The organism is Actinophytocola xinjiangensis (assembly GCF_001921215.1).
In the GTDB taxonomy this organism is placed as follows: Bacteria; Actinomycetota; Actinomycetes; order Mycobacteriales; family Pseudonocardiaceae; genus Actinophytocola; species Actinophytocola xinjiangensis.
In genome coordinates this window covers 566072-577607 of record NZ_MSIF01000001.1, presented here as the reverse complement: position 1 = coordinate 577607, position 11536 = coordinate 566072, and the positions used below count along the sequence as shown (strand labels likewise).

Below are 11536 nucleotides of genomic sequence, written 5' to 3'. Positions count from 1 at the left end.
TCCTACGGTCGGGCGGCGAGCTGGCGGGTCAGGTGGCGCACCGGCGAGGCCGGCGGCGGGGCGAGCAGCAGGTCGGCGGTCTGGGCGGCGATCCGCTCCCCGAACGCCGTGCCCACGTAGCCGCCGAACTTGGCCAGCAGCTGCTCGCGGGTCAGCGGGGCGCGGCTGTCGCCGGCCGGCACGTCCACGGTCCTGGTGTGCCGGGCGCCGTCGGCGGTGGTGATGGTGACCCGGGTGGCGGTGTACTCGGGGTAGCGTGCCTGCAGGTCGGGGGCCGGGCGCAGCCGGACCAGGTCGGCGACCCGCAGCACGGCCGGGTCGGTGCGCCGGGCCCGGTCGTACTGGGCGCCGCCGACGTCCCGGTCGGCCAGCGCCGCGCCGACCACGTACGGCAGGCTCAGCGTGCACGCCACGGTGGACGGATCCGTCCCGACCGGACGGTCCACCAGCAGCAGCGCGATGTCGTAGGTCTCGACGTCGACGCCGGTGACCGAGGCCGGGTCGAGGTCGTGCTCGACGGCCAGTTCGACGGCCGCCTGCCCGGCGCCGTGGGTGTGCCGGCAGCCGGCGAACCGCTTCTGGTGGACGTCGAGGATCGTCCACTCCTGACCCAGGTCGTCGGTGAGGTCGCTGACCGGCTCGCCACCGAGCACGGCGACCAGCCCGCGCGGGTGCTCGACGACCTCCCGCCACCCGGTCAGGCCGGCGGCGGCGTGCTGGGCGCCCTCGACCCCGGCCCTGGCCAGTTGCCCGGCGAAGGCCGGTTTGGCCGAGGGCCCGGCGAAGATCGACTCGATCAGCACGGCCGGGGCGAAGAACGCGGTGGCGCCGATGGCGTCGGCGATCCGTTCCGCCGGCAGGCCGAGCAGCTTCGCGCAGCCGGCGGCGGCCCCGAAGGACGCGGCGATCGGGAACCAGCCGGCCTGGGTGGCGCGCGGGTGGGTGGCCCGGCCGATCCGGTCGGCCACCTCGTAGGCCACCACCGCCGCGACCAGCAGGTCACGCAGGTCGGCGTCGGTCTCCTCGGCCACCGCCAGCAGGGCCGGCAGGGTGTGCGAGGGGTGGAAGCCGCCGAAGCGGTAGCCGTCCTGGTGCTCGAACACGTCGGCGGCGGCACCGTTGCAGAACGCCGCGTCCGGCGCGGGTGCGCCGAACCCGGCGCCGAGCACGGTCGCGGCCGGCCGGCCGGCGCGGGCCGCCACCAGGTCGACCATCGTCGCCACCTCGGCCGTGGTGGCCCCGCCGACGGCCGCGCCGACGAAGTCCACCAGCAGCGCACCGGCCTTGGCGACTACGGCCGGCGGAAGGTCCCGGTAGGACAGTCCGGCGGCGAAATCGGCCAGTGCGGCGGTCGGTGGGACAGCTGTCACTGCTGCCCGCCGAGTTGTCCGCGCAGGTGGCTGACCAGGTCGCCGAACTCCGGCTCGGCGGAGACGGTCAGGTCACGCGGGCGCTGGAAGTCGACGTCGAGGATGTCCTGCACGCGGCCCGGCCGGTGCGACAGGAGCACGACCCGGTCGGCGAGGAACACCGCCTCGGAGATCGAGTGGGTGACCAGGACGACGGTCTTGCCGGTGTCCTGCCACAGCTTCTGCAGCAGCAGGTTCATCGTGTCGCGGGTCATCGCGTCCAGCGCGCCGAACGGCTCGTCCATCAGCAGGATCGACGGCCGGTGGATGAGCGCGCGGGCGATCGCGACCCGCTGCTGCATGCCGCCGGAGAGCTGCTTGGGGTAGTGGTCGAGGAACTCGCCCAGTCCCACCAGCTCCGCCAGCTCGGTCGCCCGGCGCTTGCGCTCGGCCCGGCCGATTCCCTTGGCCTCCAACGGAAGCGCGATGTTGCGCCACACCTTGCGCCAGGGCATCAGGTTCGGCGCCTGGAACACGAAGCCCAGCGAGCCGAGCGCGTCGCGCGCCGGGGTGGCGTCGCGGCCGGTGAACAGCGGGCGACCGCCGATCTCGATGGTGCCCTCGGTCGGCGAGATCAGCCCGGCCAGCATCCGCAGCAGGGTGGTCTTGCCGCAGCCGGACGGGCCGAGCAGCACCACGAACTCGCCCGGCTCGACCTCCAGGTCGGTGGGCATCAGCGCGCGCACCGGGCCGGCGCCGGCCGCGTAGGTCTTGCCGACGCCGCGCACGGAGATCGCCTCGCCGCTGCCCGCCTGTGGTGGCAGGTCGTCGGTGGTCTCGGTCATCGCCTTCTCCCGGGTGGTGCTCTCAGTCGACATAGGCCTGCCTCGCCAACTCGTTCCACGCGCCGCCGGGCGGTGGGTCTCGGTACTCGGTCGTGGTGGCCGCGTCCGAACGGATGAACGACATGGTGCCGCCGCGCGAGTACAGCGGCCCGTGGAACACGTCCGGCGAGCGGAAGAAGTAGGCGCCGTCGCGCATCACGCCGCGCGCGCCCATCAGCACGTCGCCGTAGATCTTGAACGACTCCTCGTAGACCGGGTGCGACTCCTCGGCCTCCGAGCGCCAGCCGGGCATCATCGCGGCCAGGTAGATGTAGGCGCGGTCGTCGTGGCGCAGGGTCTTGAGCATCGCGCCCGGCGCCAGTTCGACCTCACCGCTCCAGGTCGCCGGGGTCCAGGTGAGACGCTCGGTCGAGGTGACGCTCACCCCGTCCGGGCCGTCTCCGGCGGTCAGGCCGGGCGTGGCCCAGAAGCCGCAGTACAGCACCAGTCCGCGTACCCCGGGCCGCAGGTCGACGGCCGAGCCGGCGTCGATGTGCAGGTAGTCGTTGACCTCGACCGGCCGGCCGTTGAGCAGGCCGCCGCCGGCCAGCACGTAGGCGTCGACCTCGGCGGCCAGCACGCCGCGGCAGCGGTCGGCGATCCGGTGAACGGCGGTCTCCGCGCCGTCGCCGGGGTCGCGGGACAGCACCCGTTTGCGGCCGCCGCCGGTGGCCCCGAACTCGCCGTCGGCGGGCAGGACCCACGGCAGGTCGGCGGTGTGCACGAAGTCGACGTCGGGTCGGTTCCACATCAGACACTCCCCTGGTCAGCGCCGGCCAGCCGCCGGCCGAGCAACCGGCCGAAGGACAGGGCCGGCGTCACGCTCATCCCGCTGACGAACGACTTGCCCGACAGCGTGCTGCCGCCCAGCGCCTCGCCGGCGGCGTACAGGTTCTCGATCGGGCCGGCCGGACCGACCACCCGCAGGTTCTCGTCCACGACCAGCCCGGCCGGGCTCTTGAGGGTCGAGCCGTGGTTGCGCACAGCGTGGAAGGGCGGCTGCTCGATCGGCAGCGGCAGGTGTGCGCGGCCGAACCGGTCGTTCCCGGCCGCCACCCCCGCGTTGTACTCCTCGACCGAGGTGCGCAGGCCCTCCGGGTCGACCCCGGCCAGCTCCGCCAGTTCGGCCAGGGTGTCGGCCCGGCTGAACGACGGGTGGGTGGCGAAGGCGTCGTCGAGCTCGGCCTCGGTCCAGCTCGGCAGCAGTGGCGGGGCCTTGCGCCGGGCGGCCTCGTCGTAGACCACCCAGAACCGCAGGTCGGGCTGGTCGAGCAGGGCGGTCTCCCGGACGTCGACGCTGGCCGAGTCCTCGGCGACGAACCGCTCGCCCCTGGCGTTGACGTGGATCTCCCACGGCGGCCTTGCCTGTGGGGTGAGCTGCGGGTAGTCGTCGAGCGGGACCGTCCTGGTGGGACTGTCGGGCAGCAGCACGCCGCCGTAGGTCGGCAGGAACAGGTCGCCGCCCCTGGTCTTCGCGCCGAGTTCGAGCGCGGCCAGCAGACCGGTGCCGGTCGAGGTCGGCGCGCCGGGTCCGACCAGCGGCGCGCCGCCGGTCAGCTCGGGGAACAGCCGCGCGTTGCCCGAGTAGCCGCCGGTGGTCAGTACGACCGACGCGGCGTCGATCTCGATGACCTCGCCGCCGGGGCCGGTGGCGGTGACCCCGGCGACCCGGTTGGCGCCGTCGGTGCGCAGCGCGGTCATGGTCGTGTTGAGGTGCAGGGTGACCGCGCCGTCCTCGCAGGCCCGCTCGAAGCGCGGCAGCAGGACCTCCAGCACCGAGCGGCCGGCACGCCGGCCCCAGTAGGTGCGCGGCAGCGAGTAGGGCTCGTGGAAGTAGAGGATCGCCGGGGCGTCCGGGTCCATGTCGAACCCGGCCGACACCAGCCAGTCCACGGTGTGCGGGGCGTGCTCGACGGCCAGCCGGACCAGCGTCGGGTCGGCGGTGCCCTTGCTGATCCGCATCACGTCCGCGAAGTGCTGGGCCGGGCTGTCGTCGATGCCGCGCGCCCGTTGCAGTTCCGTGCCGCCGGCCGAGAGCTGGGCCCAGGACCGCCACAGCGTGCCGCCGGTCTGGTCGGCCTGTTCGAGCACGGTCACCTTCAGGCCGTGCCGGGCGGCCTCGATGGCCGCCGGCAGGCCGGCGGTGCCGGCGCCGATGATCAGCAGGTCGACCTGCTCCGTGGTACCCAACTCAGATCTGGTCCACGAACTCGGAGGTCACGAAGTTCTCGATGGGCATCTTCGTGTCCTTCATGATCCCGGACCTGCGCATCAGCTCCACGGCCGACTCCCAGGACGCCAGGTCGACGCTGAGGTAGTCGCCGGATTCGGGCTTGCACAACGGAACCTGGGCCTGGACCTTGAGCTGGGCCAGTTCCTGGTCGCTGACCTCGACCTCGTTGTAGGCGCCGACGGCGGTGAGGACCTTGTCCAGGTTCTCCGACTTCTCCAGGAACTGGTAGCCCTTGCGGGAGGCCCGCAGGAACCCGACGATCGACTCGCCCTCCTTCTGCACGTCGGCGGACTTCACGAAGTAGGAGTCGCCGGGCATCTTGGCGAAGTCGTCGGTGTTGAGGTAGTTCAGCTCGATCCCGCGCTGCTCGAAGGCGGTCTCCGAACCGAGGTAGGTGATGAAGCCGTCGACCTCGCCCCGGTTGAGGAACTCCAGCGAGCCGACGTCGGCGCCGGTGACGACCTTGCGCACCTTGGTCGGGTCGAGGCCCTCGGCGACCGACATCGCGTCGAGCAGCAGTTCGGTCGAGCCGCCCTTGGAGATGACGCCGATCGTCTTGCCCTGCCACTGTTCCGGGTGGGTCAGCGGCTTGTCCGGCAGGGACGCGACGCTGTACTGGCTCTTCTGGTCACCCTGGGCGACGGTGATGATGGTGGCGCCGGTGTCGGCGATCAGCGGGCAGGTGATCACGGCGGCGGCCTTGCCGAAGAAGGCCTGGCTGGCGGAGACCTGGGAGATCGAGCTGGCGGTGCCGCTGCCGCCGATCGGCTCGATCCGCAGGCCCTCCTGCTCGAAGTAGCCCTCCTGGATCGCCACGTAGACGTCGGCGTAGTTGATGATGTGCTGGAACGGCGTGACGAACGCCAGGTCGCGCAGGCTCGGGTCGGCGGGGTTCTGGTCGCCGGAGTCGTTGCCGGTCGAGGGCGCGCAGGCCATCACGAACGACGAGCCGACCGCCGTGGTGACCGCGAACAAACCGCTGTTGCGAAGGAAAGAACGTCGATCCATTGTGTACTGCTCCAGGATTGCTGTGGGGACTAGAGGGAGGTGGCACGCCCTGACGACTCGTGCCAGGGGATCGCGAACCGCCGAATGCCCGCCACGATGGCGTAGAGCAGGAATCCGAGAACGGTCATGATGATGACGACCGCGAACAGCTGGTCGGTGCGCAGCGCGGCCAGCATGACGGTGGCCAGCGCACCGAGGCCCTCGTCGCCGCCGAGGTACTCGCCGACGATCGCCCCGGTGATGGCGAAGACGATGCCCAGCTCGATGCCGGTGAGCACGGCGGGCAGCGCCGCCGGGATGTCCAGCGAGATGACCCGCTTCCACCACGGGGCCTGGATGACGCGCATCAGGTCCCGGTGCCCCGGTTCGATCGAGCGGATGCCAAGGATCGTGTTCTGCATCATCACGAAGAACGAGATGATCGCGGCCATGAAGATCTTGGACGAGAGGCCGAAACCGAACCACAGCAACAGAAGCGGCACGATCGCGACCTTGGGCACGACCTGGGTCGCGACCAGGAACGGGGAGAGCACCCGCTCCACCGAGCGCATCTTGCCGAGCACGATGCCCAGCACGACCCCGACGACGACGGCGATGCCGAAGCCGACGATCGTCTCGTAGAACGTGACGTACGTGGCCTCGTAGATCATGGACTGGCCGAGCAGGTCGACCAGCGCGGTCCACACCATCTCCGGCGGCGGCAGGATCAGCTCGCCGATGTCGAAGACGACCGTGTAGAGCTTCCAGGCGCCGATGAGGGCGGCCAGGATCAGCGGTGTCGTCACCCACAGCAACCAACGGGGACCGGTGTCGCGCTTCTTCGGCGACGGTCCGACCCTCGGCTCGGTCGGGGATGGGGCTTGGGTCGCACTCACCATGCGGTGTCCTCCACGGGAAACCCTGGACGTTCCGAGTTGTATCGCTTAGCGGAACGCCGTACCGGATTTCGGTATGCTAGGTCGGCACGAGAAGAGCGGTCAAGGCCGTCCGGCAGGTTGCTCCGAAGTGGATTCGTCATGACCGGACGGTCCGCAGGGGACCGTGCGCGCACGGTCACACCTGGACCGGTTCAGTGCGATGTGGACGGTCGACCGACCAGGGGCGTCACTCGACGGTAACGCGGATTCCTTGTGTGTTAACGATCAGCCGCCGACGCGGCGGTACCCGAGTCCGGTTGAGACGGTGGCGGCTGCGTCGATGATCAGCGCGCCGTACTCGTCGAGCTTGTCGTCGCTGATCCGGGCGACCGGTCCGCAGATCGACAACGCGCCGTACACCCGGCCGGTCGCGTCGAACACCGGCGCGGCGACCGAACCGGCGTCGACCTGCCGCTCGCCCCGGCTGACCGCGTACCCCCGGCGACGGACCCGGCGCAGTTCGTCCTCGAGCTCCTCGCGGCTGGTGACCGACAGCGTTCCGGTCAGCGTGCGGTCGAGGTAGCCAGCCTGCTCGGCCGGGTCCAGCGAGGCCAGAATGGCCTTCGACGACCCGCCGACGTGCAGCGGGAACAGCTGGCCCAGCGGCACGGCCATCCGGATCTCCTGCGGGGAGAGCACCTGGGCCAGGTACATCCGCTGGTCCCCGTAGCGCGCCGACAGCGTCGCGGTCTCGGCCGTGCGGGCCACCAGCCGCTCCATCTGCGGCTGGGCGACGCGCGGGACCTCCATCCGCGCCAGCGCCGCCAGCCCGACGCTCACCGCCCCCGGGCCCAGCCGGTAGCGGCGGGTCCGCTCGTCCACCACGAAGAACCCGGTGGCCACGAGCGTGCGCACGATCCGGTGGACGACGGTCTTGCTGTAGCCGAGGGTGCGTGCGAGTTCGGACACACCGACGTCCGGCTCCGGCGACTCGGCGACGGCGAAAACGACCCGCAGCGCCCGGGCGATGCCGCTGCTGGTCTCACCGTCTTCGGACTCCGGACCCATGGCGGTGGATTCTAGGTGATCACATCCCGGCGCGGCACCCGCCTTCACGTGCTAGAAACCGGCCATGGATCGGACAGCGCTGGTGGTCGGTGGTGCGGGCGGTATCGGGGCGGCGTGCGCCGCGTGGTTGCGCGAGCAGGGCGACGAGGTGGTGGTCCTGGACCGGGCCGAGGGCCACGACGCCGCCGACCCGGACTCGGTCGCCGGGGTACTGGCCGGCGTGCCCCGCCTCGACGTGGTCGTGCACGCCGCCGGCACGGTCGGCAGCGGCGGCATCACCGGTCTCGACCTCGCGCAGTGGCGCCGCGTCCTGGACGACAACCTGACCACCGCCGCCGTGGTGACCAGCCAGGCACTGCCGATGATGGGCCGGGGCGGCTCGGTGGTCCTGTTCAGCTCGGTCAACGGCCGCCACGGCGGCAACGAACTGTCCGGCCCGGCCTACGCGGTCGCCAAGGCCGGCATCATCGGCCTCACCCGCCACCTCGCCAAGCACCAGGCGGCCCGGGGCGTGCGGGTGAACTGCCTGGCCCCCGGCCCGGTGGCCACCTCGATGCTCGACCGGCTCACCGACCAGGAGATGCGCGACCTGCGGGCCACGATCCCGCTGGACCACGTCACCGAGCCGGCCGAGATCGCCGGGACGGTCGGCTGGCTGTGCTCGCCCGCCGCCGCGTCGGTCACCGGCGCGGTGATCGACGTCAACGGCGGGATGTGGCTGGGCTAACCGGCGGCCACCACGTCCCCGATGGCCTGGTCGAGCGCGGCCAGGCCCTGCGCCAGCTCGTCCTCGGTCGCGGTCAGCGGCGGGGCGATGCGGAACACGCCGCCCATGCCGGGCAGCTGGACGATGTTCATGTGCAGGCCCAGCTCCAGACAGCGGGCGGTGACCCGCGCCCCCAGCTCGGAGGACGGCTCCTTGGTCTCGCGGTCGGTCACCAGCTCCAGGCCGGCCAGCAGGCCACGTCCCCTGATGTCCCCGACGACCGGGTGCCGCCGCGCGATGCCCTCCAGGCCCCGGCGCAGGAACGCGCCGAGCTCGGCGGCCCGCACGTCGAGCCCGTCGCGGTGCAGCACGTCGAGCACGGTGTTGCCGACGGCGGCGACCAGCGGGTCGGCGACGTGGGTGGTGAAGAACAGGTACCCGCGCTCGTGCGCCTCGCGCTCGATCTCGGCGCTGGTGATCACGGCGGCCAGCGGCAGGCCGGCGCCCAGGGTCTTGGACAGCGTGAGAATGTCCGGCACGACGCCGTCGCGTTCGAAGGCGTACCAGGTGCCGGTGCGGCACAGGCCGGTCTGCGCCTCGTCGAGGATCAGCAGCATGCCGCGCTCGCGGCACTTGCGCCGCAGCGCCGCGAGGTAGCCGGGCGGCGGTTCGAGCACGCCGCCGGAGCTGAGGATCGGCTCCACGATGCAGGCCGCGAGGCTGCCGGCGGACTGGGCGTCGACCATGGCGAAGCCGAGGTCGAGCTGGCGCTCCCAGTCGAGTGTGCCATCGGCGTTGGTGATGTCGGGGCGGTAGGAGTCGGGGGCCGGGATGGCGAAGTTGCCGGGGGCGGCCGGGCCGTAGCCCTTGCGGCCGGTCGAGTAGGTGGCGTTCGCGGCGGCCTGGGTCATGCCGTGCCAGGACCGGGCGAAGGAGACGATCTCGTGCCGGCCGGTGACCAGCTTGGCCATCCGGATGGCGGCCTCGTTGGACTCGGCGCCGGTGGTCAGCAGCAGCGCCTTCTCCAGCGGGTCGGGCAGGGTCTCGGCCAGCCGGCGCGCGAGGTCGACCACCGGGCGGCTGAGCATGCCGCTGAACAGGTGGTCCAGCTCGCCGACCTGGCGGCGCACGGTGTCGACGATCTCGGGGTGCGAGTGGCCGAGGATCGCGCTCATCTGACCGGAGGTGAAGTCCAGGATCTCCCGGCCGTCCTCGGTGTAGAGATAACTGCCGGCGGCGCGGGCGATGATCTCCCGGGTGAAGTCCCCGGCGCCGGCGTAGCGCACGAGGTGCCGGTCGGCGTCGGCCCAGAACGAGCTGGTGGACGGGCGGGCGGAGGTGGGGGCTGCCATGCGGCCGACGGTATGTGCCGCCCGGCCCGTCCGTCCAGCTCAGAGCCGCATCGTCTCGTCAACGTGGCGCTGGCGCGGGCGCGGCGGCCCAACGCTGACGATTATGCCGATGTGGTGAACGCGGCGGCGGCGCACCAGGCAGGATGTCACCGACCACTGGAGACACCGAAGCCTGGAGCCAGGACCGATGACCGACAGAGCACGTCGCCGCTGGGTGGCGACCCTGGTGCCGGCGCTGCTGCTCGCCACCGCCTGCGCCGCCCCCGTCACCGGCACGCCGGTCGCCGACCCCGGCGCCGACACCGGGGACTCCGAGCAGACCTCCACGGTCGAGGAGCCCGACGAGGACCCCGACGGCGACGAGTCCACCACCAGCGAGCCCGGTGAGCCCGATGAGCCCGACGGCGGCGGCGACCTGGGAGCGCTGGTCGGGACCTGGGAGGGCGCCTACACCTGCGCCCAGGGCGAGACCGGCGCGAAGCTCGCCATCGAGGCGGTGGACGAGTCGACGCTGAAGATGACGTTCGAGTTCTTCCCCCTGCCGGAGAACCCGGACGCCAAGTCCGGCAGCTACGTCCTGCTCGGTGCCTACAGCGGCAGCCGGCTGGTGTTCACCCAGGAGGAGTGGATCGAGCAGCCGCCGAACTACGTCATGGTCGACTTGGAGGTGACCAGCGAGCTGGCGGAGGGCATGACGGAGCTGAACGGCACCATGCTCACCGAGAGCTGCGGCGCGCTGGCGGTCACCCGTACCGGCTGACCTTCCCCGAGGCGGTCCATCGGGTGGCGTGACGCCGACGCGAGCGGGTAACCGGCGGTTATGCGTGCGTTGACGATCGAGCCCGGCCATGCCGGCTCCCTGGCGCTCACCGAGCTGCCGGACCCCGAACCGGGCCCCGACGAGATCCTCGTCGAGGCCCTCGCGTTGGGGGTGTGCGGAACGGACCGGGAGATCGCGGACGGCGAGTACGGGTGGGCACCTCCGGACCGGAAGCGGTTGGTGATCGGGCACGAGTCACTCGGTCGGGTCCTGCAGGCACCACCGGGTGGCGAGATCACCGAGGGTGACCTCGTGGTGGGGGTGGTGCGCCGGCCCGATCCGGTGCCGTGCGGGGCGTGCGCGCGGGGGCAGTTCGACATGTGCCGCAACGGCCGGTACACCGAGTGCGGCATCAAGGAGCTCGACGGGTTCGGCAGCCAGCTGTGGTGCGTGCCGGTCGACTACGCCGTACTGCTCGACCCCCGGCTGGCCGGTGTCGGCGTGCTGATGGAGCCGACGAGCGTGGTGGCCAAGGCGTGGGACCAGGTGCTGCGGGTCGGCCAGCGGGGCTGGTTCGAGCCGGAGCGTGTGCTGGTCACCGGCGCCGGGCCGATCGGCCTGCTGGCCGCGCTGCTCGGTACCCAGTGCGAGCTGGACGTGCACGTCCTCGACCGGGTCACCGAGGGCCGCAAACCGTTGCTGGTCAAGGAACTCGGCGCGACCTACCACCACGCGCCGGCCGCCGAGGTCGCCGCCCGGCTGCGGCCGGACATCGTCATCGAGGCGACCGGTGCCGGTCAGGTGGTGTACGACGCGGTGGCGCACACGGCGCCCTACGGCGTGACCTGCCTGACCGGCGTGTCGACCGCCGGGCACCGGATGTCGGTGGACGCCGGTGCCCTCAACCGGGACGTCGTGCTGGAGAACGACGTCATCGTGGGGTCGGTGAACGCGAACCTGGAGCACTACCGGATGGCGGCCGACGCGCTGGCCAAGGCCGACGTCGACTGGCTGGCCCGGCTGGTGACCAGGCGGGTCGCGCTGGACCGGTTCGCCGAGGCGTTCGCCGCCGGGGCGGACGACATCAAGGCCGTCATCTCGCTCACCGACCCCTGAGACTCCCGCTAGCGCGGGTCGCCGGTGGTGTCCGAATCCGGCGTCACGCCCAGCGCGGTGGTCACGAAGAACACGACCAGTACGACGAGCAGGTGGTCGACCTTGGTCTCGGGATTGGCCACCTTCACGGTGAAGTGGACGATCTCGCCGACCACCACTCGCGTCAGTACGGTCTTGATCCAGGTCATCGTGATGACCCCCTC

General features: G+C 71.8%; 12 protein-coding genes. 3 read left to right on the top strand and 9 right to left on the bottom strand.

Annotation, left to right across the window (positions count from 1 at the left end; all coding sequences use genetic code 11):
* Nucleotides 1-2: 2 nt before the first annotated feature.
* The 7 genes from BLA60_RS02720 to BLA60_RS02690 form a co-directional block, all read right to left on the bottom strand.
* Nucleotides 3-1370 (bottom strand): MmgE/PrpD family protein, encoded by a 1368-nt coding sequence (locus BLA60_RS02720; RefSeq protein WP_075131042.1) that lies wholly within the window; start codon nt 1368-1370, stop codon nt 3-5.
* Nucleotides 1367-2194 (bottom strand): ABC transporter ATP-binding protein, encoded by an 828-nt coding sequence (locus BLA60_RS02715; protein ID WP_075131476.1) that lies wholly within the window; start codon nt 2192-2194, stop codon nt 1367-1369. The genes BLA60_RS02720 and BLA60_RS02715 overlap by 4 nt, the downstream gene beginning before the upstream one ends.
* Before the next feature lie 22 nt (nt 2195-2216).
* Nucleotides 2217-2984, bottom strand: coding sequence for a DUF4437 domain-containing protein (locus BLA60_RS02710; protein ID WP_075131041.1), 768 nt, complete (start codon nt 2982-2984; stop codon nt 2217-2219).
* The gene (locus BLA60_RS02705; RefSeq protein WP_075131040.1) at nt 2984-4423 is read right to left on the bottom strand and encodes an FAD-dependent oxidoreductase; all 1440 of its coding nucleotides are present in this window, start codon (nt 4421-4423) and stop codon (nt 2984-2986) included. The genes BLA60_RS02710 and BLA60_RS02705 overlap by 1 nt, the downstream gene beginning before the upstream one ends.
* A 1-nt stretch (nt 4424) precedes the next feature.
* A complete protein-coding gene (locus tag BLA60_RS02700; protein ID WP_084734562.1) occupies nt 4425-5474 on the bottom strand; it encodes an ABC transporter substrate-binding protein in 1050 nt (349 codons plus the stop codon).
* Between the two features lie 29 nt (nt 5475-5503).
* Nucleotides 5504-6259, bottom strand: a complete 756-nt coding sequence (locus tag BLA60_RS02695; RefSeq protein WP_245811792.1) for an ABC transporter permease — start codon at nt 6257-6259, stop codon at nt 5504-5506.
* A 357-nt stretch (nt 6260-6616) separates the two neighbouring features.
* Complete coding sequence (locus BLA60_RS02690; RefSeq protein WP_075131038.1) at nt 6617-7399, bottom strand: IclR family transcriptional regulator; 783 nt, start codon at nt 7397-7399, stop codon at nt 6617-6619.
* Nucleotides 7400-7463: 64 nt separating this feature from the next.
* Here BLA60_RS02690 and BLA60_RS02685 point away from each other — a divergent pair, with 64 nt between their 5' ends.
* Nucleotides 7464-8126, top strand: a complete 663-nt coding sequence (locus BLA60_RS02685; protein WP_075131037.1) for an SDR family NAD(P)-dependent oxidoreductase — start codon at nt 7464-7466, stop codon at nt 8124-8126.
* On the opposite strand, the gene BLA60_RS02680 is transcribed toward BLA60_RS02685, so the two are convergent.
* Nucleotides 8123-9457, bottom strand: a complete 1335-nt coding sequence (locus BLA60_RS02680; RefSeq protein ID WP_075131036.1) for an aspartate aminotransferase family protein — start codon at nt 9455-9457, stop codon at nt 8123-8125. The genes BLA60_RS02685 and BLA60_RS02680 overlap by 4 nt on opposite strands.
* 187 nt (nt 9458-9644) lie before the next feature.
* Between BLA60_RS02680 and BLA60_RS02675 the strand changes: the two genes are divergently transcribed.
* Both BLA60_RS02675 and BLA60_RS02670 read left to right on the top strand, forming a co-directional pair.
* Entirely contained in the window at nt 9645-10217 is a 573-nt protein-coding gene (locus BLA60_RS02675; RefSeq protein WP_154814068.1) for a hypothetical protein, read from the top strand.
* Between the two features lie 60 nt (nt 10218-10277).
* Complete coding sequence (locus BLA60_RS02670) at nt 10278-11333, top strand: glucose 1-dehydrogenase (protein WP_075131034.1); 1056 nt, start codon at nt 10278-10280, stop codon at nt 11331-11333.
* A gap of 8 nt (nt 11334-11341) precedes the next feature.
* Here the strand turns inward: BLA60_RS02670 and BLA60_RS02665 are convergent, their stop codons facing one another.
* Nucleotides 11342-11521: a hypothetical protein gene (locus tag BLA60_RS02665; RefSeq protein ID WP_075131033.1), complete on the bottom strand. Its 180-nt coding sequence runs from the start codon at nt 11519-11521 to the stop codon at nt 11342-11344.
* Nucleotides 11522-11536 lie beyond the last annotated feature (15 nt).

What these genes read in the sequence shown, in the direction of transcription:
- BLA60_RS02715 (WP_075131476.1), bottom strand. Translation starts at nt 2,194, where the DNA reads ATGACCGAGACCACCGACGACCTGCCACCACAGGCGGGCAGCGGCGAG.
- BLA60_RS02710 (WP_075131041.1), bottom strand. Translation starts at nt 2,984, where the DNA reads ATGTGGAACCGACCCGACGTCGACTTCGTGCACACCGCCGACCTGCCG.
- BLA60_RS02700 (WP_084734562.1), bottom strand. Translation starts at nt 5,474, where the DNA reads ATGGATCGACGTTCTTTCCTTCGCAACAGCGGTTTGTTCGCGGTCACC.
- BLA60_RS02690 (WP_075131038.1), bottom strand. Translation starts at nt 7,399, where the DNA reads ATGGGTCCGGAGTCCGAAGACGGTGAGACCAGCAGCGGCATCGCCCGG.
- BLA60_RS02685 (WP_075131037.1), top strand. Translation starts at nt 7,464, where the DNA reads ATGGATCGGACAGCGCTGGTGGTCGGTGGTGCGGGCGGTATCGGGGCG.
- BLA60_RS02680 (WP_075131036.1), bottom strand. Translation starts at nt 9,457, where the DNA reads ATGGCAGCCCCCACCTCCGCCCGCCCGTCCACCAGCTCGTTCTGGGCC.
- BLA60_RS02675 (WP_154814068.1), top strand. Translation starts at nt 9,645, where the DNA reads ATGACCGACAGAGCACGTCGCCGCTGGGTGGCGACCCTGGTGCCGGCG.
- BLA60_RS02670 (WP_075131034.1), top strand. Translation starts at nt 10,278, where the DNA reads ATGCGTGCGTTGACGATCGAGCCCGGCCATGCCGGCTCCCTGGCGCTC.
- BLA60_RS02665 (WP_075131033.1), bottom strand. Translation starts at nt 11,521, where the DNA reads ATGACCTGGATCAAGACCGTACTGACGCGAGTGGTGGTCGGCGAGATC.